Raw genomic sequence first — 21,716 nt, forward strand, 5'->3', positions numbered from 1 at the left:
AATATGAAAAGGAAAAGGCATTTAAACATGATCTATAAACAGGCTTAGATTGCCTGTTTATAGATTTAATGATGATCGAATAGTCTGTAGAATTTATTTAAAAAATATTATAGAATATTGATTTAAAATAATTTTTCGTTTCAAGTGAGCAGACGGTTGATAATATCAGCGACATCGCTTGATAATTTTGGCGCAGCAGCAATTGTTTTTAATTCAGTTTCAAGTTTTTGTTGTCGAATGGGTTCTAATTGTCGCCAAGAGCGCATCGTCGTTAATAATCGTGAAGCGAGCTGTGGATTTTTTTTGTCAATTTCCAAAATGATTTGGCAAAGAAAATGATAAGATGCTCCATCCATCCTGTTAAAACCCGTGAGATTGTTAGAGGCAAAGACACCGATTAGGGAACGCACACGATTGGGATTATCTTTTGAAAATAGCGGGTGTTGCATGAGCTTTTGAACATTCTTGAGCGTTGATGCTCCTGCAACCATTGCTTGAATGGAGAACCATTTATCCATGACCAAAGGATCATGGTGATAGCGGTTTTCAAAATCATTTAAGGCATTTTGCGCCTGCTCACTTTCATTAAAACGCTTCACGAGAACAGCGATACTAGCCATACGGTCAGTCATATTATCAGCTGTTGCATATTGTGCGGCAGCACGATTTGGATTGGCCTCAGTAATGGAAAGATAATCCAGTATTATATTCTTTAATGCTCGCTTTCCAGCTTGTACAGTGTTTGATGAATAGGGCTCTTTGGTTTGCATTTGCCCATAAAATTTTGTGAAGAGCCCTTGATGTGTATGTGCGAGCGAAGCTAAAAACTGATTGCGCACATGATGAATACGCTCTGGGTCAACATTTTTACCAAGTGTATGGGCAAGTTCAACTTCGCTCGGTAAACTTAAACAAAATGCACGAAACTCAGGTTCAAGACTTTCATCTGTAATGATAGCTTCAATCAATTTTATCAAAGCAGAGGGCATCCCCTCTTTTGCTTTTGTTTCATCTTGAATGCTTTGAATCAAAGCTTGCGTCATTAAATGATTAAGAGATTGCCAGCGATTGATGTGATTGTCATCATGTTGTGCAAGAAAAATAAGTTTGCTTTCATTGAATGGAGTTTGTAGATTGATTGGCGCAGAGAAGTCTCTAAGCAGTGATAAAACAGGTTTTTCACGCAGACCCTTTAATGTAAACGTTTGGTTTTCCTTGGATAAAAGCATAACGTTTGATTGAATATCTGTATCCGCTTCATAGGTGAGGTTTTCTCCATTAGGTCCTAACAAGCCAAATAATATAGGGATAAGCATGGGCTTTTTTGTATTTTGTTGTGGGGTTGCCGGAATATGTTGCTTTGCATGAATTGTTAAAACACCATCGCTATAATGACTATCGATTTCTACATTTGGTGTTCCAGCTTGTTCATACCACAACATGAATTGGGAAAAGTCTTGACCAGATACTTCAGCAAAACAGGTGATAAAATCTTCAATTGTACAAGCTTGTCCATCATGACGTTGAAAATAAAGATCAGTACCTTTACGAAACAGAGAGGGTCCTAAAATAGTCCGTATCATGCGAACAACTTCAGCACCTTTTTCATAAACAGTTGTGGTGTAAAAATTGTTAATTTGGCTATATTGACGAGGACGTACAGGATGAGCGAGGGGACCAGCGTCTTCGGCAAATTGAGTAGCTTTTAATGTTTTTATATTTTCAATTCGCTGTAGGCTGCGTACATTTTGATCTGATGAAAATTCCTGATCACGATAAACAGTGAATCCTTCTTTTAAACAGAGTTGAAACCAATCGCGACAGGTAATACGATTACCACTCCAATTATGGAAATATTCATGTGCAATGACACGTTCAACATTTCTATAATCCTGATCGGTTGCTGTTTCAGGATCTGCGAGAACATATTTATCATTAAAAATGTTAAGTCCCTTGTTTTCCATTGCTCCCATGTTAAAATCGGAGACAGCAACAATATTAAAAACATCAAGATCATATTCGCGCCCAAAACATTGTTCATCCCAACGCATGGAACGTTTAAGAGCATCCATTGCATAGGTTGCGCGTTTGGTTTTTCCTTTTTCCACATAGATACCAAGCTCGATACGTCGTCCAGATACAGTTGTAAAATGATCTTCTAACTTATCAAGATCTCCACCTACTAAAGCAAAGAGATAAGATGGTTTGGGATAAGGATCTTCCCAAATGGCAAAATGGCGATTATTCTCTAAAGTTCCTGTTTCCACTAGATTACCATTTGAAAGCAAGATTGGGATTGTTTGGGAATCTGCTTCAATTTTCACTCTATAGGTAGAAAGAACATCTGGGCGGTCGTAAAAATAAGTAATACGACGAAAGCCTTCCGATTCGCATTGTGTGCAATAAACACCATTTGAAAGATAAAGGCCCATAAGTTGGCGGTTGCTTTCAGGATTCAGTTCCGTAACCAATTTCAATGTAAAAGGAGCCGCTGGTGGGTTTGTAATTTCTAAACGTGAAGGCGTCACTTTATAAGTGTTTGGGGCTAACGTCTCACCATTGATAGAAACGGAAATTAAAGTAAGATCATCACCAGAAAGAACAAGAGGTGTTAATTCTTTTGTATTGTGACGGGATTCAATAGACAATATGGCTGTAACATAGGTTTTTGTTGGTGCCAATTGGAAGGAAAGTTGTGTTTTAGGGATAGCGTAAGGGGTTGGCTGATAGTCTTCCAAACGATAAATAGATGTTGTTGGCTGTTCCATAGTTTTTCCCATTCGTATTTTAAGAGTTAAAGAAGGTGTTTAATTTTAGAGTCAAAGAAGATTACAGAATTACAAAAGGCTATCGAGGCGATTTTTTACTTCTAAGAAGTCTATCCATGTAAGTTTTTTTTGACTAGGGGTTCGGAGAAGGTAAGCAGGGTGGAAAGTTGGCATAACAGGTATTTTAATATTATCCTCACTTTCATAAATATGCCATTTCCCTCGTGTTCGGATAATCCCATTTTGAGATCCCGTAAGAAGCTGTGCAGCAATGCCTCCCAGTGCTATAAGCACACGAGGACGCGCTAAATAAATGTGCCGTTCAATAAAAGGGCGGCACAAGGCAACTTCTCTTGGTGTTGGTGTACGATTTCCTGGTGGACGCCAAGGAATAGTGTTGGCAATGTAAACATTATTTCTTGTTAAGCCAATTGATGCGAGGATTTTATTAAGCAACATCCCTGCTTTTCCCACAAAAGGAATTCCTTGTATATCCTCTTCTCGTCCTGGTGCTTCGCCTATAAGCATCAGGGGGCTTCCTGCTGTTCCATCTGAAAAGCAGGTATTTTTTGCTGTCAATTTTAGTGAACAGCCATTAAATGCAAGGAGAGCAGATTTTAATTCATCAAGTGTTTTTGCATTGTTTGCACTCTCTATAGCTGTGGGTTCATTTTGTATAGCCCCCCTAGAGTTATGCAGCGGACGATGATCTAATTTTACGGTGGGAGATGTTTGTTGATTATGAGAAATGTTCACGACAGATATTAATTTGCTCTCTGAACAAGCAGACTGCTTAAAACGATTAATAGGGAAATTTGTCAGAACAGCATCCGCACCACTTTCTTTATAAAAGTTTAAGAGTTCTTCATAGGAAATTGAGCACGGCGTTTGATTTAACATTTTATTTTTCTAATGATCTAGCAACTATAGATCAAACAAAATTATCCTTCAAGTTTTATAAATATATTCGCTAGCCATTAATGTACAAGAACGCTGATAGGATTCTCTCTTTTCACAAAAAAGGCAAATCGTAAAATGCGAGTGTTCGCGATTATATACATCTTTAAATGTACAATTTGTTTAAATTACGCTATTTTAAATTTTTAAACAGACTAAGCTCTTTATAATAAAAGAATTCTCTACTGAATGCAAGTGGTATGATAACATTTTTGATCATTATATTCTATATTTAATAATTAATGAAAGTGATTTTTGTAGTATTTTATTTGTAATAATTAAGTATAATTTTTTTATTATTATATTTTTATTTTTTTTAATAATTTTTATTAAAAATATTAAATATATTAATGAGATATATAAATATTACTTTTATATGAGAAAATATTAGATATATGAGAAAATACTAAGACTTTACAAACTGTTTTTGCAATGGGTTAAAAGCAATGTGTAGATATATGCTTTTGCTTTTTTTACAGCTGAAATGAGAGGTTCATTTAATGCTAAATGCGCAGCAATAGCGCTTGAGAGAATGCAACCTGTTCCTCGCATTGTTCCTTTTAAACGTGGCGTAGAAATATTTATGACTTCAGTTTTGTCAATGAAGCTATCAATTGCAAGAGGACCCTCTGCATGTCCCCCTTTTACTAAAATAGATCGAGCTCCCAATGACAAAAGTTTTTTTGCTTGTTGTATTGCTTGCTCATCATGAGATGCCAATGGACTTTGGCTAAGAAGAGCAAGTTCTTCTCTATTCGGTGTTAAAAGAGTAACATGAGAAAGCAGTTTATCGATCATCGTGTCGATGATTGCTTCCGTTGTTAGTTTTCCTCCTGATGAAGCGACAAGTACGGGGTCCAAAATAACTGGAACATGGGGATAGTCTTTGAGTACGTTACAGATTGCTGTTATAATTGCTTTTGTACCCATCATACCGATTTTTATTGCGCTTATTGGATTTGCTTCTAGGGCAGCACGCATTTGCGCAGCGACGAGGTCTTCACGCATTGGAATGATTTCGGCAACGCGATTATCATCTTGTACGTTAACACAAGTGATTGCCAAATTTGCTTTTATTTGAAAATGTGCAGCGGTTTCTATATCACGAACAATACCGGCACCTCCTGTTGGATCCGTGCCTGCAACAATAAGAATGGAAGGTATCAACGCCATGTTTGTGTCACTTTTATCCACTGTTGGACACGTTCTTCAGGTTTTTTATGGAGGATAATATCAGTCACAACAGCAGCACTATTTGCTCCCGCTTTTAAAACACCAACTGCGCGTTCTGGTGTTAAACCACCAATACCCACCAAAGGTAAAGCACCAATCCGCTTTCTCCATTGTTTGATTTTTTCTAGTCCTTGCGGCATCCATTTCATTTTTTTTAAGATTGTCGGATAAATAGGACCAAGTGCAATATATTCAGGATTAACAGAGAGTGCGATATCCAATTCATGTTCATCATGTGTACTAAGACCAACTTTTATACCACTTTTACGAATTGCGTGAAGATCAGCATTGCTTAGATCTTCTTGTCCCAGATGAATAAAATTGCACTTTTCATCAATTGCTATTTCCCAATGATCATTAATAATTAATTGTGCTCCCAATTTATTGCATATGTTTTTTGCGCGCTTGATATGTTGACGGATTATTTGTTGATTTTCATGTTTCATACGCAATTGTACGAGCTTGATGCCAAGAGGGAGCAAACGTTCAACCCAATCAGCGTTATCAACGATGAGGTAAAATGGATCCAGTTTCATGAAAATACTGCTTTTCCAATGACTGGCGTTGAAGGGACTGCCACATTGCGTGCTTCGATCATGCCAGCTTTATATCCCATACGTCCTGCTTGAACAGCTTTAGAAAATGCTTCAGCCATTAAGACAGGATCACCTGCTTTAGCAACTGCGGTATTAAGCAGTACTGCATCGTAACCGAGTTCCATCGCAATGGCAGCATGTGATGGGCGTCCAATGCCGGCATCAATAACAAGAGTAGCGTCAGGAAGGTAAGCACGGATAGAACGCAGTCCATCAGTATTATGAGGTCCTTTGGCAGAACCAATAGGAGCACACCAAGGCATAATAACACGGCAACCAATGTCGAAAAGTTTTTCAGCAACAATGAGATCATCCGTTGTGTAAGCAAAAATTTTGAAACCTTCATTGTTTAAAATTTGTGCTGCTTCGATTAAGGAAAAAATATTTGGCTGTAAGGTGTCTGGGTTTCCTATCACTTCGAGTTTAATCCAAGCTGTTTTAAAGAGATCTCTTGCTAATTGCGCTGTGGTTACGGCCTCTTTAACAGTATAACAACCAGCAGTATTAGGAAGCACTGTTACCCCAAGTTCTTGAAGAAATTGCCAAAATTGTCCACCTTGTTTTCCACCTGCCGTTTCACGACGCAAGGAAACAGTCACAATTTCCGTATTCGATTTATGAATAGCATCACGAAGAATTGCTGGTGAAGGATATTGCGCTGTACCTAATAGAAGACGGGAAGAGAATTGTCGTCCATAAAGATTCAGCATAATTCTAGCCTCCTTGCATTGGGCTCAAAATTTCAATTTTATCTCCTTCATGCAAGACAAATTGGCTTCGTGCATCTATGGAAACAACTTCAGCGTTAACAGCGGTTGCAAGCCAATTTCCTTCATACCCCAATTCTTCAAGTAAGAGACCGAGAGTCATAACTTCTGTTTGGACTGTTTCACCATTAACAAATATTTGCATGCTTTATTCCAATGCCAATTTCATTGCTCGCTTTGCCATTTCTGGAGACAAAAGAAAACCATGTCTATAAAATCCATTAATAGAAATACAATTACCATCTTTATGCACAGAAGGGAAGTTATCAGGATAACATGGACGAACACCAACGCCAGATTCAATAATTTCTGCTTCAGCAAAAGCAGGATGTAAAGTATAAGCCGCGTTGAGCAGTTCCATCATTGATCTCACTGAGATTGCACCATCAAAGTCACTTTCAATCATTGTTGCACCAATCATAAAAATATTATCTTGTCGAGGTACAATGTAGAGAGGAAACCGTGGATGAAGAAGACGAATTGGACGCGAAATTTTAATATCGGTGCAGCGCACGAGAAGCATTTCGCCGCGTACGCCCCGTATATTTTTATCTTTTCCTAAACGTGCTATTCCTGTCGCATCAATAACAATATCAAAATTTGTTTCAGCCGTCTCTACATCAGCAAAACACGCTCCATTGTTGAGAAGCTTTTCTTTTAAAGCCATAAGTGCTTTGCGAGGATCAATATGTGCTTCATTTTCATAAAAGAGCGCACAGTTAAAACGTTCCGCAAGATCTGGTTCAAGATGAGCTATTTCTACATTATCTATGGTTTTGTGATTATGCGTGCGTCCAGAAAACCGTTCAAGCTCTCCTCTATCTCGTGTAGGTGCAACCACTAAAGTGCCTTTTTGTATGACAAGGTTGGGAAGCGTTTTACACCACCACTGTATAGCTTGTATACCAAGATCTTCAACAATCTGTTCCGCACTTTCTCTCTCACAGTAAGGTGCGAGCATTCCTCCTGCATACCAACTAGCACTTCCTATAGGAGAATGAGGGGGAGCCGATATAGTAACAGAAACACCTTTTTGCTGTAACATAAAGGCAACCGTTAAGCCGCCTACACCTGCACCTTTGATAAGAATGTTCTTCAACTGTTTGCTTTCTCTTTTTGAGGAGAAACGATTTCCATATAAAGATCACCATTTTTTTGATATTTCTCGGACATGGCGATCATACCTTCCCCTTTTGTTTTTCTTATTGCTGCTGCCTCACGAATATCATGAGAAATACGCATAGAACAGAATTTTGGTCCACACATGGAACAAAAATGTACCAATTTATGAGCTTCTTTAGGCATTGTCTCATCATGAAAGGCACAGGCTGTTTCCGGATCAAGAGAAAGGTTGAATTGATCATGCCATCTAAAATCAAATCGTGCACGCGAAAGAGCATTATCGCGCAATTGTGCTCTAGGCAAACCTTTGGCAAGGTCAGCGGCATGAGCAGCAATTTTATAAGTGATCACACCAGTTTTTACGTCATTCCTATCGGGGAGTCCTAGGTGTTCTTTAGGTGTTACATAACACAACATAGCTGTTCCAAACCATCCAATCATAGCGGCACCAATTGCTGATGTAATATGATCATAACCAGGAGCAATGTCGATTGTAAGAGGTCCCAAAGTATAAAAAGGCGCCTCATGACAGAGATCTAATTGTTGCTCCATATTTTCTTTAATTTTGTGCATTGGGACATGCCCAGGACCTTCAATCATAACCTGTACATCTTTTTTCCAAGCAATTTTTGTCAATTCTCCCAAAGTTTTAAGCTCTGCAAATTGGGCTTCATCATTGGCATCGGCAATAGAGCCAGGGCGCAATCCATCCCCCAAGGAAAGAGAGATGTCATACGTGCGTGCAATATCACAAATTTCATCAAAATGTTCATAAAGAAAACTTTCTTTGTGATGCTGCAAGCACCATTTTGCCATAATAGAACCACCTCGTGAAACAATACCTGTTACCCGATCAACGGTCAAAGGGATAAAAGGTAATCTTAATCCCGCATGAATGGTAAAGTAATCAACACCTTGCTCTGCTTGCTCAATAAGGGTATCACGGAAAATATCCCATGTTAAGTTTTCAGCAATACCCTGTACTTTTTCAAGTGCTTGATAAAGTGGAACAGTCCCAATGGGAACAGGGGCATTTCGAATAATCCACTCACGAATATTATGAATATTTCGACCTGTTGAGAGATCCATAACTGTATCTGCTCCCCAGCGAATGGCCCAAACCATTTTATCAACTTCTTCTTCCATAGATGAAGTCACTGCTGAATTGCCAATATTGGCATTAATTTTAACACGAAAATTACGCCCAATAATCATGGGTTCGCACTCTGGATGATTAATGTTTTGTGGAATAATGGCGCGTCCACAAGCAATTTCATTGCGAACAAATTCGGCAGTATAAATTTCTGGTATTGATCCAGCAAATGTTTCATTTGATGGTACATTTTGCCGTTCTTTTACTGCTAATCCTTCATTTTCTCGTATAGCCACATATTCCATTTCTTCGGTAATAATGCCTGCGCGCGCGTAAGCCATTTGTGTAATTGCTTTGCCATTTTTTGCTCGTAAAATGGGACGTTTTTGTTTAAATGTTGGTGTAAGGTTTTTATCAGAAGCCAATCCATTATCTTCAGGTTTTACTAATCGTGCAGGATAAGTTTCAGTATCATCCCGCTTAGAGAGCCAAGGCAAGCTAATTGCTGGCAAGCCTTTTGTAATATCAATGATCATATCTTTATCTGTGTAGGGGCCAGAAGTATCGTAAACTTTTAAAGGTTTCTCACCACTGCCATCAGTCAGTGAAATTTCACGCAATGGTACGCGCACATCAGAAAAGATAGGACTTTGTTGATAAATTTTGCGTGAAGCGGGAAAGGGGCTACAACTAATTGATGGAGTATTTTTCTGCACAAACTTTTTCCTTATAGACACAGAGTTCAAAAACAGGTTGCGATGTTAATGGGGATGTATTCAAATTATCAATCACGAGTATTCGGATGAATAGGAATAGTATTGCTTTATAGCAAAGCAAACCCAATAAAGCTCAAGAAAATTTATTTTGAAAAATTGATACAATATCTATTCTCATATTTACATGCCTCTTCCCACTTAAAGTATTTTTGCTAATACGAATATGGTTGGCTTAAATATCTATATTGTCAATCATAAAAATATATTTAAACGATTTTGGTGTGTTTTTTAAGAGTGAAAATAGATATTATGAAGTGATAAACTGTGATATTGAAGCTTTTATAAACAAGAATAAAGTTAAAAACGGATTATCAAGGAAAAAGTAGATAGTTTATAGCTCTGATTGAGATTTTTTCATATTAAAATAATAACTCAGAATACTATAAGATTCTCTCATCATACATCTTTTCATATAAAATCACTTCCTTGCACGTCATCCGTGGGAGCATATGGGGCAAAACACTTGAAGAAAGGAAGCCAAAAGTCATTCATGAACATTCTCAGATGCGAGGACTATCGCAATGTGGGGACCAACAAAATGTATAATGGGTTCTGGCTTGTATCTTCAAAAGCTTAAAGATGATGATCTGTAATGGCTTACTATTGTATCATTGACGTGCGCTGTCGTAAAATGAACAGAGTATATTTTGAGCAATATTTCTTTAAAAAGTGCGTGATATGCAATATCAGTATATTTTGTGTGGGACATTCTATTTTTCATGAGGGGATGTTCCCATTAAGAATGCAATAAACAAAAGCGTGAAACAATAACTAATCTTCATTATTAAAAATAAATTGCCTTGAATGTTTTAAAAATCGTAAAGCGGAATTAAAAAATGATGATGAAAATAAACAAAGGCTTTTCATTTTGAAATTTCATCAACACTTTTAAAGAGTTGGAAGAGAGAGGAAAGCAAAAGGATGTATCTCAGCATAAAGTACTAGGTAAATTCATTAATTAGTTTGAAATAGAAATGCGCACAAAGCGCTGTTTTTTAGCTTAAGACGAGGCAAAAATTCATTTTCTGAGACATAAAACTCTTTGTTTTCAAGGTAAAGTTATTCAAGAGTCATGTGATATCGTGCAACAATATTACAGATAAGAAATCACTAATTATATACAAAAAGCTTTCTAATTATAATGAAGTGCTCTTATTATTATAAGACAACAAGAGAAAAATTGAGTAAATTTGCGTCAAAAATTTTTTTAAACACTAAAATAGGTAATAAATAAAACAAACGCAAACAAAGAATTATTATGATAATGATTAACAAAGCCAAAAACTAATTTTGGAATAAGTAGGGAATTATGAGGAGGAGTAACCAAATTCCCACTAATATTGCTATTATTAGCAATGTTACAATTGGTAGCCATATAAAAGCTGCAGCTATACAGGAAAAGATGATTGGTATACTCCAGAGATAGACAAATGTGTTAACAAGAGACTCATAGGTAAATTCGTTAGTGAATTCTTTATCTACACTATTATAGCATTCTATAATCGCTTTGCATTGTCCCACTAATACCATAAAACTGGTTATGAACATTATGAAAGATATAAAAAACAGTTTATCTTTTAGATCTTGTTAAAAAAATCATTTTTAAGTAGCGCACTTATACTAAATAATGAGGTAAACGCCGGAAAGAGTAGAGAAGAGCACCAATAATTGCAAGATGTTGTTGAGAATGATTTATTATTCTTGCAAAAAAAATATACATATAATAATATATATAGAGATATGCTAAGTGCGGGAGGGGAGAATTTGATTACGGGGCGTTTAAAAAACAAGGGTATTGTTCATAAAAATTGGGGGAGAGTGCTAGGTTATGTTTTTTAATATTTTCCGGATTGGATACAACCTTCAGATTTGGTGAGGGTGTGTGGTGTTTCTTTAGTATTTCAAAGTATTTCATTTCCAGTTCAATGAAAGTGTGAAGAAATGTCCATATTGAATATATTTTCTATGGTGCATTTAGATTAGACAAAAGTTTGTTCAAAAAAACATTGGTGCTGACCTTGTAACACAATTTCAGGAATAAATTGAATAAAATAGAACAAAGCATCTGCATGTGAATAAAAACATAATGAAGCATGCAACGAAGTTGAAGCTAACTTTTAAAATTTTAATACAAGTGATAGCCAAAAGATAGAGTTTTTTTGTTTTAAAATATCGACGCGATAGATTTAAACTATTGAAAAAAATAAAAAAAGATAATGTTTAAATCAGAAACTTTCTATGTGGATGATAAGTTATTACATTCGATAATGGTTGTATGAAATCCATAATAAGGAAAATTTTGAACAGTATTTATAAATTTTGCAATAAGATGCAAGATTTAAAAAATAATTATATAACAACAGCAAAGCAACAAAACAAGATATTAAGTAACATCAGATGAGGTGTTACATTACACATTAGAAGAGAAAACATTAATACTAATGTTATGAAAAGCATCTGGTGAATTTAGGTTATAAAATTGTAAGGAGTGAAGAGAGGTAAAATGCGTAAATACGGATGGTGCAGTGATTATGATGTACCAATCAACAGCGGCAGCACATTTTAGTGCACAGAACGAGAATTTGTTAAAAAAACTATGAAAATAATGGGGGATTTATAATGTCTAATATTTACGATTGGTCTCTAAAGGCTGATGAAAATGCTTATTCAGATAGTATCATTAATTGGGCAGAAGGTCAGCCGCCTAGTTCTGTTAATGATAGTGCACGGGCGATGATGCAGCGCGTGCGTGAATATCTTGCAGATAATGGTGGATCTATTAATTCAAGCTTTATAGTAAATGTGGAAGATAAAACAACATTAATTACCTTAAAGACAGTTTCGCCTATAAAGAAATACAACAATGATATCGTCATACGTTTTAAAGCTTGTGGTGTAAATATTGGCGCGACAAAAATAACTGTTAATAATATAGGAGAAAAGCTTATCTATAAAGCAACTGATGCGGGGGTTATACCATTAGAAGGTGGAGAATTTCAAACAGATGGCATTTATGAAATGGTATACAATAATGGTGTTTTAATAAAAGAGCATGAGGGGTGGTATTTATTAAATCCTACACCACCAAAGATAGAAAGTTTTCCCTCTGGATTCATTGCAACATTTGCTATGCAAAATGTGCCAAATGGTTGGCTTTTGTGTGATGGTAAGGCCTATAAGCGTGAAGATTATCCGCAGTTATTCAACGCAATAGGTGATAAATGGGGAAAAGACAGCAATAAAACTTTTAAAGTTCCTGATTTTAGAGGCATGTTTTTACGCGGCTTTGATAATGGTCGGGGTTTAGATGGTGGTAGAAAATTTGCAGATGAACAACAAGATAGCATAAAATCGCATACGCATATTGGGAGTATTGAAAATGCAGGCGAGCATGCGCATAATTTTGAGTATCAAGGGGTAGGATGGCCAGTTGGTGATATTGGGAGACTACCAAATCATTATACTTATAATGCGACCCTGAAAGGGAGAACAGGTTCTGCTGGTGCACATACACACAAGGTAACTCTTTCCCATACGGGTGAGGCAGAAACGCGCCCTGTTAATGCAACCGTTGTCTATGCTATAAAATCATGAGTATGTTTGAGTAATAATAATCCATCCACCCTGATAATTTTGTTAACGCGGAGCAATTCCGCGTTATCTTCATATACATGAAGAGGAAATCTATATTGTTAATACGATACTTGAGAGAGTCAAAAAAATAATTTTAAAATGATTGAAAGAAAGAGTTAATGATATAATTTATTATAAGAAAAAGAAAATCATGATTTTTTATAATTGTATGATAACATAGAGAAAATGTGTAAAAATCATTTAAACTGTGCCGTGAAGTGATCTGGAGATATATTTTTTCATAAGGTGTTTTGATAGGGGATAAGGTGATAAAATCATTCAACCTGAGGCATAAAAAAGTACAATATTTTTAACGTTTTTTGTGCAAAAACAGCATACCCCTGTATGAATTAATTTATCTCATAAAGATATCTCTCATCTTGTTATCTATTTCATTTCTTTGCATTGCTATGGTGTAGGCTTTATCTGTAAATGATAGTATTCCTTGAGTGGTGTCATCGTTATGCTTGTGAAGCAGCAGACAAACGCTATCTCTCTCCTCATCCCTATATTCCGCATTGTTTTTGCATTAGGGGGCTTACAAGAAGCGTTATTGAGTTTATTTTAAAGTTTTTATTCAATAGTTTAATTCTTTGTGATATGCCAATAAACAATTTTTTAAAATGACAGATGATAAAAAGAAGTTCATATAAAAATAAAAAAGATTCTTGAATATTTGCATGTTTTATTTTTCTATGGACTTTAGTTTTTAGATTGAAGCCGATAGCTTAGAGATCTAATTTCATAGGAGGATGCCGTTTGAGGGAGTATAAATGGGATATCTTCTTTAGGTAATTCAGAAACATTTAAAGAACAATGATAAACATCGCGGAGATTTTGTGTTGTCAAAACGTTAGTTGCATTTCCTTCGCAATAAATCTCTCCTTCCTTGAGCAAAATCATGTTATCTGCATAATGTGCTGCGAGATTGAGGTCATGAAGAACAGCAAGAACGCCGCCACCAGAATGGGCAAAATTTTTGGCAATATCCATAACGATGATTTGATGTTGAATATCGAGGCTAGCAATAGGTTCATCTAATATCATCCAGCGAGGAATTCCATTATGAACAGGTTTCCAGATTTGGCAAAGTACACGGGCAAGTTGTACTCTAGCTTGTTCTCCGCCTGATAATTGGTGATAATATAGGTTGCCATAATCAGAAAGGTCAACGCACTCTAAAGCTTTTTGGATAAGATTTGGCACTTCGGCTTTGGTAATGGTAAATTGGTTTACAGAAAGGCCAAGCCCTACGACTTCATGGACTAAGAATGGAAATACGAGCGTTGTTGATTGTGGTAGTACAGCGCGCATTTTGGCCATTTCATGAGTTTTTGTTTGGCATACATTATAACCATTTAAGGTTATTTTTCCACTGTAGGGAATTTCACCACTCAGAGCTTTGATAAAAGTACTTTTTCCTGATCCATTAGGACCAATAATAATGTTAAAAGCACCACTTTTAGCTTGAAGATTAATGTGTTTAAGAATCTGCTTCTTTCCGCGCTGAACACAAATATTTGTCGCTTCAATCATGAAAAGTCTGTTCCTCGTTTGCATATAAGGATCCATAGAAAGAAAGGTGCACCAAAAAGTGCTGTTACAATTCCAATCGGCAATTCTGCGGGGGCAACAATTAAGCGTGCAAACGTATCAGCAAAAATAAGTAATGCTGCTCCCAAGAGAGCAGAGCAAGGAATGAGATAGCGATGATCAGGACCAATGAGTTGACGTAAAATATGAGGAACAATAATACCAATAAAACCAATACCACCACTGACAGCAACAGCACTACCACACATAAGAGCAACAAGGGGAATAGCAATATTTTTAACGCGTTGAATATGGAAACCAACATGGCCAGCAACAGCTTCTCCAAGAGCAAGGGCATTAAGTGCTCGTGATAAAAAGGGAGAGAAAAGAAGACCAATAACGATGAAAGGGAGAACGAGCCATACTTTCAACCACGTAGCGCCCGCAAGAGAGCCAAGACTCCAAAAAGTGATATCACGGAGTTGTTGGTCATTTGCGATAAAAATCAATGTTCCAACAACTGCACTGCTTAATGCACCAAGAGCAATACCAGCAAGCAGCATGGTTGCAATAGATGTAAAGCTATTATGCGTTGCTATTATGTAGAGAATAATCGTTGATAAAAGTCCACCAAAAAAAGCACCTATGATAACTTTGTAAGGCTCTAGAAAAGGTGCAAATGAAACAGGAAAAGCAATACCGACAACAATTGCTAAGACTGCTCCAAGTCCAGCACCTGCTGATACACCTATAATTCCAGGATCTGCAAGAGGATTACGGAAAAGCCCTTGCATAAGAACACCGGAGACAGCTAAAGCTGCTCCAATCAACAATCCAAAGATAACACGGGGAAGCCTTATGTCGATAAGCACGAGGTAATCACGCGTTTTACTACTTACTGAAAAATCTTGTGTAAGCATTACATGGAGGAGATCAACGAAAGAAACCTTTGCAGCACCATTCAAGAGCCCACCAAAAATACTGAAGATAAGGAATATTATTAAGCTTAATAATAAAATCTTCCCCTGCTTTGAACGGTTTATTTTTTTACCTTCTTTTGCTTCAGGTAAATGCATCATGGATGTACCGTCTACCATTTTTATCAGCTCTTACCGTTTTGATTTGCACCATAAAGTATCTCAATAAGCTCTCTTGATGCGTCTGCAGTGCGTGGACCAAATCCTAAAAAATACATAGCATCCATCTGTTTTATGGCATGATTTTTTGCTGCTGTTGTTGCTTGAACTGCCGGTATGGCCAAAATCTTATCAATGCTGGTTGATCTTGCACCATGTTTTACAAGTAAGATAACATCAGGATCTGATTTCAATAACGCTTCGCCGTTGAGAAGTTTATATCCTTTATAATCGGTGATAGCATTGATGGCACCTGAAAGTTTTATCATACTATCAGCTGCAGTACCTGTTCCAGATGCCATGACGCGTCCATTTTGCACAGAGAAAACAAAAAGAACACGCTTTGGTGTTGTTACTTTCGCCAAAAGCGCATCGTTTTCTAAAAAATTACGCTTCAATTTTTCAATTAACGCAGCCGCTTGCACTTCTCGATGAATAGCTTGGCCAACGAGGCGAATCTTTTCTATCACATTTTCACGGGAGTAGTCTTCTGGTATGATCACCAGAGGTATTGATGTTTTTTTGAGAATATCAATTGTTGAAGCGGGACCGCTTCCTTCAACAAGCAATATGCCCTCTGGGGCAAGTGATAAAACACCCTCAGGTGAAAGAGCACGCATATATCCAAGCACAGGAAGCTTGAGCGCTTCTTGTGGGTAGACGCTTGTACTATCACGGGCGACAAGTTGATCTTGGGCTCCCAATGCATAGACAATTTCTGTAAGTGCTCCGCCGATAGAAACAATTCGAGCATTTTCAGGAAAACGGGTTGTGGGTTCAGCAATCACTTGTTTAGAAAAACAGGTAAGAGAGAGCAGTAAACACATAAGTAAAAGGTTTGATAACCTATGCAAAAGAGATATGAACATGTTTGACCTTACCTTATCTTAGTTACTGCTGTTTTCTTGGCACGATGGTAAACCATTCAATAAAGAGCGCCAATCTTCACGTTCTTTTTGGCCCTCCTTGCGTACGCCAAAGAATTGAATAATCATCTCATCATCTTTATCGAAAACTTCAAGTGAGTTGACATACCCATCAATTGTAGGTTTGCGAACACGCCATACCTTCTTGATTCCAGAAACGAGTAAATGGAGGTGAAATTTCTGATCGAGAACATTAAGCCAAGGTCCCATTTGCTTAATATTCTTTACTTGCCCAGTGAAAATTTGGATACATCCTTTATTTCCAACAAAACACATAATTGGTAACTCTTCTTGCGCAACTTGTTTGAGCATCATCTCAACAGCTTCTATTTTTAACTCATCGGCAAATTCATTTCCGGCATGTTTTACAGCATTATGTCGATTAATTTTCAGTTCAGAAATAATTCCATGAAGTTGATGCACATCAGTCATCTGTCTCCAACGATCTCGGAACTTTTCAACATCTAGCTTTGCCGTATCACATTGTACTGGAGTAGGAACGGGAGAAATATCAAGTACTGGTGATTGATCGTCATGAAGCAACTTTTCAACAAGTGCAGCCCATTCTTCCATATTTGTTGCGTCTTGAGAATAGAGTTTGAAAATAGCAATGCCATATTGATCAAAAAATTGCAGACTTTTCATAGGTGTTCCGAGAATAGTCACGTCATGCTCGAAACCAAACTTCCACTGTTTTGAAAAAATACGCAAGTCAATTTCACCGAGTGTTATCGGAATATGCTGGCTTTGAACAATCTTCTCAAAACATCCTGTTATTTCATGGACGGCATTTTTATTGCGTGTTAATGCCATGACTATTCCAAGTTTAGGAGCATTTTCCAAGAGAGTAGCGACATCAGCGCGTAGTTTTTTTGCTTTTCCAATTGTACAATAAGCCGCAATGAGTTCTGCTTCGGATATACCAATAGAGTCCGCGAAATCGCGGTTACGCATTTCTTTTTTTTCTTCACGCAAGCGAATAATCATTTCGGCTGTGTATGACATGGGTTTATCCTTATGTTACCTGTTTAAAGGTTAATTGTTTAATTTTAAAACTCAAAGACAGTGAGTTGAACCACTATCAACTAATGGTTCAACTCGCCACCAAAAAAGCCCTTATTTTATCAACAATAGAACAATAAAAACCGATAAATTACAAAGAGTTAAAGCGCAAACTTCAAAATTTGTTGTTCAAAGAACAATGAGAACAGAAACGCAATAATTTATTTTTTATCGATATAACCTTTTTAATTGATCTAATGATTAACAAAAGTGACTAAAATTTTTGCACGAACGAAACTTTAAAGTTACGACCAGGCTGACTATAATAATCCTTCGGTGTTGAGCTTGCACCGGAAGGAAGATCTGAAACATTCCAATATTTTTGATTGAACAAATTATAAACACCAGCCCTTATAACAGGACCCGTTTCACCGAATGGTTTCCACCACCCTGTCATATCAACGACATGGTATCCCGGAATTTTTTGGTAATCAGATTCCTTAGCAACTTTATCACGTTTGGCAGATGAGGTAAGCACAATGTCTGCTCCCCAAATTTCTTTTGCATATCCGATCCCAGCAATTACTTTTAAAGCTGGAATCGAGTTAAGATATTCATCTTTATCAAGATCCTTTCCTTGCGAATAGGTAAGAGAAAAATTGCTATGGAATCCACCATTAAGAGCCAAATGTATTTTTGCTTCAGCACCATAAATACGCACATTTGCAAGATTTCTATAATGGCGACGTTTCAATTTGTATTCCTCTGATGGCCCTATATCCACAGTATCTATGAAGTCCTTGTATTGATTGAAAAATGCACTAAGTGAACCACCGAAATTTCTATTTCCATACCTTATGCCAATATCATACCCATTGCTCGTTTCTGCTTTTAGATCAGGGTTGCCCTTCGAGTAATAAGCAGGAGGTTTCATATAAGAGACGTAAAGCTCTGCAATACGTGGTGCACGAAAAGCCTGTGCCCATTGAGCATAAAGCGTTACTTGATCACGAACATCCCACTCCACACGTAATTTGGGAGAAAAACGTGAACCATTTCTTTCTGGAGGAAATTTGTCAGAAAGTAGAGCTTTCTCATAAGAGGACGTTTTCTGAGGGATATACTTATACCAATCATAACGAATTCCAGGTGTTATACGGAAACGGTTATCAGAAAAGCCAATTTCATCTTCGAAAACAAAACCCAAATTATAGCCATTTGTATCTGGTGAATCTGACCGATTAGCGGGCACGAAGAGGCACCCCCGTGCATTTTCCGGCAAGTGACAATTATCTTTCCCGAACAAATAATGATGAAACTTAGATGACAAGACGTTAGCGGTAATCTTTAACGTATGATCTACAGTGCCAATATGAACTTTCTTGAGAGCATCAGCATTGAAACCATAATTGGTATTACGCAAAAAATTATCTCTCAAAAAATCCCCTTTGGGTGCCGAAACACGAAATGAAGTCGTAATATCATGACTTGACTGTCTTTGCCAATAAATCTGTCCACGAAACGCATCAAAAAGTGCATCTTCATTGCCGTTATAGTCATAAGAAAGAGAAAAGCGTTCACGGAGTTTGTCGTCCTTCTCATAAACGGAACCAGGGGCATATCTGTCAGAAGCATTCAATAAATGTGTATCAATATTGTGACCAAAACGCTCCGCTGTAAAACCAAGTCGGTGATTGTCATCAAGGTATTGGTGAATTTTAAAGAGCAAATTATTTTGGTCAAAATGAGCAGGGTTTTTACGTGTGCGCTCTTCATAGCCTTCTAGGGTTCCCATATTTTTGCGCTCATGACCTTCCGCATAAGAACCTTGGAAAAGCAAAAACGTTTGTTGAGCACGCATTGCAACAGCTTGATCTACGTGCCAACTATTATCAACAGAATGATAACTACTTCTTATAAGACCACCCCAATTTTTTCCTTCTGTGATAAGATCTTCAGGATCAAGAGTACGCAACGCAACAACTCCTCCCAGTGCACCAGATCCATAAAGACTAGAATCCGGTCCCTGAATAACATCAAGTGTGGAAAGCGCACTAAAGTCAAACATTGTGTTACCACTGTTATCACGCAATATATCATTGAACCATGGAAGAACAATACCATCCATTGTTGTGAGAACACGGTTTGCTTCTAAACCACGAATGACAAAACTGTTATTGCTTGGGCTATACCCCACGCTTGGATAAAGACGACTAATATCATAGGCATCAGTTATTTGTTTCTCACGAATATCCTTCGCGGTTTTCCGATCTGTCAAAATAGTGACCGAATCCAAGGCCGTCCCTATTTTTTTCTCTTTAATAACAATTGGCTTGAGTTCAGTGACAGCACCTCCATCTTTATTTTGTGCAAAAACAAATGAAGGCATACAGACCGATAATGCACTTAAAATCACACAGCTTTTATAGATATTTTTTCGTCTTATTTGCATAACACATCACAACCTTTTTAAACATCCCCTCTCTGTTTTGAAATTTTATTTACATACAAAAAAGCTAGACCCGCTGATTAAAACTTGCCAGCCAAGCAGAAATGATTTTGCCAACAAGACAAAATCACTAGAAAACCATATTAAACATGACAAAATCAGTCAAGAAAAAAGTTGCAATTTCAAAATAGCCTGTTTTAATGAGATTAGACACCAATATTAAGCTTAAAATAGTGGCAGAAGAAACGATGAATTTTGCAAATACGAAGCAATTATTAACTCTTTGGATTGGTGCATTTGTTGGAGCTTTCTTTTTGCATGTATTATTGGGGGCGCAGTTTTATTTTCAAAGTACGGGTGTAAGTAATGGCTTGCTCTCGTCGGAGATTATGCTGACTTTTGTGCAAGAAACTATCTATCCGGATGTTGATACAGACTTGTCAGATATTCATACAGAGTCGGATATTAATACAGAGCAAAAAGTATTACAGTCTGATCTTTTAGAGAAGAAGTCAGAGGAATTGGAATCCGTGGATGAAGTTCAATCGGAAGATCCTCAGCATATGGTAGAACAAGATGACTTAAAGTCTTTGGAAGAACCCCTTCCTCAAAAAGTGGAGCATAAAGCGTTTATCAAAAAAACAATACCAATGCCAAAGGCTGTAGTAAAGCGCTCTAATGCAAAGGCGGTACGTTCTTCTTCCACCAACAAGGGCGTCGGTACAGCAGGGCTTGAAGATATGTTGTTAATGGAGTGGTTAGCAAAGGTACAGTCACAATTAGAAAGGCAAAAAAATTATATTGTGGGACAGCGTACCAGTCGTGCAAAAGGAACGGTGAAGTTAGAATTTATGGTGCGTGAGCAGGGGAGTATTTTTTCTAGTCGTGTAGCAGTCTCTGCTGGTAATCCAGAACTTGATCGATTAGCGATGGCGGCACTTCAACGTGTTGGTTCTTTTCCACCACCACCACCATCAAAAGTAAATAAAATAATCAGAGTATCCCTGATATTTAGTTGATTTTTTATATGGAGCGCTTTTCTTATAATATATTGATTTATAATAATTATTTATAATTTGAATGAAAGTTAAAAGATAGTTCGTTCGATTTTTTTGACGTTGTATCAATCAAAACCATCCGCTTACTTATGGACACAAGTTGAGGGGGGAGTATGGGTAAAAAACTTTTAAAAAGCAGTGAATATACTTCTTATGAATGCTCTAAATGAAAGGGCTGTTGCAACATTGGGAGTTAAGGGATGATAGAGCTATAGTTTTTATTAAGTAAAGGTTAATCGTGTCTAATCGATTTTTATACCATTCGTGAGAGGATTTTCGTAAGTACTTTTCAGATACACCGTTGTGAAATGGACTTAGAAACATTAAAATAAAACAAGAATATAAATAAGAAAAACATACTATTTTTAGATGCTCTGTTTTGTGTGAAGGATGTGAGCTTATGTGTAAAAATGGGAAAAAAGCAAAGCTTTATCTTCATCATTAAAAGATATTGACATATTTAAAAGTCGTAAACCCGAATGAAAAGGGAAAGGGTAGAAGAGAATTGTTTGTCTTTAAGGCTTTCTAACTCAATGATTCTGTCTTTCTGTTATCAGAGATAATCCAAACGATATACATAATAACGTACTCTCTATTTAGTATAGAAATGTTATAAGCAGAATAAAATAGTCTTAAAATATGCTTATGCTATTGTACAAAATTTGAA

16 protein-coding genes are annotated in these 21,716 nt (G+C 36.9%); 3 read left to right on the top strand and 13 right to left on the bottom strand.

All coding sequences use genetic code 11. The features are described 5' to 3' along the window. Positions 1 to 140: 140 nt before the first annotated feature. From pepN to thiC, 8 genes are all read right to left on the bottom strand, one after another. Complete coding sequence (pepN, locus tag U736_RS0103725) at positions 141 to 2,768, bottom strand: aminopeptidase N (RefSeq protein ID WP_012754912.1); 2,628 nt, start codon at positions 2,766 to 2,768, stop codon at positions 141 to 143. Positions 2,769 to 2,837: 69 nt separating this feature from the next. Beyond that, positions 2,838 to 3,668: a uracil-DNA glycosylase gene (locus U736_RS0103730; RefSeq protein WP_012754913.1), complete on the bottom strand. Its 831-nt coding sequence runs from the start codon at positions 3,666 to 3,668 to the stop codon at positions 2,838 to 2,840. Positions 3,669 to 4,139: 471 nt separating this feature from the next. Further along, on the bottom strand, positions 4,140 to 4,898 hold the full coding sequence (locus tag U736_RS0103735) for a hydroxymethylpyrimidine/phosphomethylpyrimidine kinase (RefSeq protein ID WP_012754914.1): 759 nt from the start codon (positions 4,896 to 4,898) through the stop codon (positions 4,140 to 4,142). Then, positions 4,889 to 5,494, bottom strand: a complete 606-nt coding sequence (locus tag U736_RS0103740; RefSeq protein WP_026500317.1) for a thiamine phosphate synthase — start codon at positions 5,492 to 5,494, stop codon at positions 4,889 to 4,891. Before U736_RS0103740 ends, U736_RS0103735 begins: the two co-directional genes overlap by 10 nt. Then, positions 5,491 to 6,264, bottom strand: a complete 774-nt coding sequence (locus tag U736_RS0103745; RefSeq protein WP_012754916.1) for a thiazole synthase — start codon at positions 6,262 to 6,264, stop codon at positions 5,491 to 5,493. The genes U736_RS0103740 and U736_RS0103745 overlap by 4 nt, the downstream gene beginning before the upstream one ends. 4 nt (positions 6,265 to 6,268) lie before the next feature. Then, complete coding sequence (gene thiS / locus U736_RS0103750) at positions 6,269 to 6,466, bottom strand: sulfur carrier protein ThiS (RefSeq protein ID WP_012754917.1); 198 nt, start codon at positions 6,464 to 6,466, stop codon at positions 6,269 to 6,271. A 3-nt stretch (positions 6,467 to 6,469) separates the two neighbouring features. Further along, positions 6,470 to 7,420 (bottom strand): glycine oxidase ThiO, encoded by a 951-nt coding sequence (thiO, locus tag U736_RS0103755; protein WP_026500318.1) that lies wholly within the window; start codon positions 7,418 to 7,420, stop codon positions 6,470 to 6,472. Next, a complete protein-coding gene (gene thiC / locus U736_RS0103760; RefSeq protein WP_026500319.1) occupies positions 7,417 to 9,252 on the bottom strand; it encodes a phosphomethylpyrimidine synthase ThiC in 1,836 nt (611 codons plus the stop codon). Before thiC ends, thiO begins: the two co-directional genes overlap by 4 nt. A 1,728-nt stretch (positions 9,253 to 10,980) precedes the next feature. Here thiC and U736_RS12170 point away from each other — a divergent pair. After that, the gene (locus U736_RS12170) at positions 10,981 to 11,151 is read left to right on the top strand and encodes a hypothetical protein (RefSeq protein WP_155914971.1); all 171 of its coding nucleotides are present in this window, start codon (positions 10,981 to 10,983) and stop codon (positions 11,149 to 11,151) included. Between the two features lie 780 nt (positions 11,152 to 11,931). Next, entirely contained in the window at positions 11,932 to 12,906 is a 975-nt protein-coding gene (locus U736_RS0103775) for a tail fiber protein (RefSeq protein ID WP_012754920.1), read from the top strand. Positions 12,907 to 13,647: 741 nt separating this feature from the next. Here U736_RS0103775 and U736_RS0103780 read toward each other — a convergent pair. The 5 genes from U736_RS0103780 to U736_RS0103800 all read right to left on the bottom strand — a co-directional run bounded on the left by U736_RS0103780 (position 13,648) and on the right by U736_RS0103800 (position 19,994). Then, a complete protein-coding gene (locus U736_RS0103780; RefSeq protein ID WP_012754921.1) occupies positions 13,648 to 14,481 on the bottom strand; it encodes a heme ABC transporter ATP-binding protein in 834 nt (277 codons plus the stop codon). Then, the gene (locus U736_RS0103785) at positions 14,478 to 15,575 is read right to left on the bottom strand and encodes a FecCD family ABC transporter permease (RefSeq protein WP_012754922.1); all 1,098 of its coding nucleotides are present in this window, start codon (positions 15,573 to 15,575) and stop codon (positions 14,478 to 14,480) included. Before U736_RS0103785 ends, U736_RS0103780 begins: the two co-directional genes overlap by 4 nt. 5 nt (positions 15,576 to 15,580) lie before the next feature. Beyond that, positions 15,581 to 16,483: a heme/hemin ABC transporter substrate-binding protein gene (locus U736_RS0103790; protein ID WP_012754923.1), complete on the bottom strand. Its 903-nt coding sequence runs from the start codon at positions 16,481 to 16,483 to the stop codon at positions 15,581 to 15,583. Between the two features lie 18 nt (positions 16,484 to 16,501). Then, on the bottom strand, positions 16,502 to 17,545 hold the full coding sequence (locus tag U736_RS0103795) for a hemin-degrading factor (RefSeq protein ID WP_012754924.1): 1,044 nt from the start codon (positions 17,543 to 17,545) through the stop codon (positions 16,502 to 16,504). A gap of 271 nt (positions 17,546 to 17,816) precedes the next feature. Beyond that, positions 17,817 to 19,994, bottom strand: a complete 2,178-nt coding sequence (locus U736_RS0103800) for a TonB-dependent hemoglobin/transferrin/lactoferrin family receptor (protein ID WP_026500320.1) — start codon at positions 19,992 to 19,994, stop codon at positions 17,817 to 17,819. Between the two features lie 245 nt (positions 19,995 to 20,239). Between U736_RS0103800 and U736_RS0103805 the strand changes: the two genes are divergently transcribed. After that, on the top strand, positions 20,240 to 21,010 hold the full coding sequence (locus tag U736_RS0103805; RefSeq protein ID WP_026500321.1) for an energy transducer TonB family protein: 771 nt from the start codon (positions 20,240 to 20,242) through the stop codon (positions 21,008 to 21,010). Positions 21,011 to 21,716 lie beyond the last annotated feature (706 nt).

Source organism: Bartonella grahamii ATCC 700132, from assembly GCF_000518085.1.
GTDB classification, from domain to species: Bacteria; Pseudomonadota; Alphaproteobacteria; order Rhizobiales; family Rhizobiaceae; genus Bartonella; species Bartonella grahamii.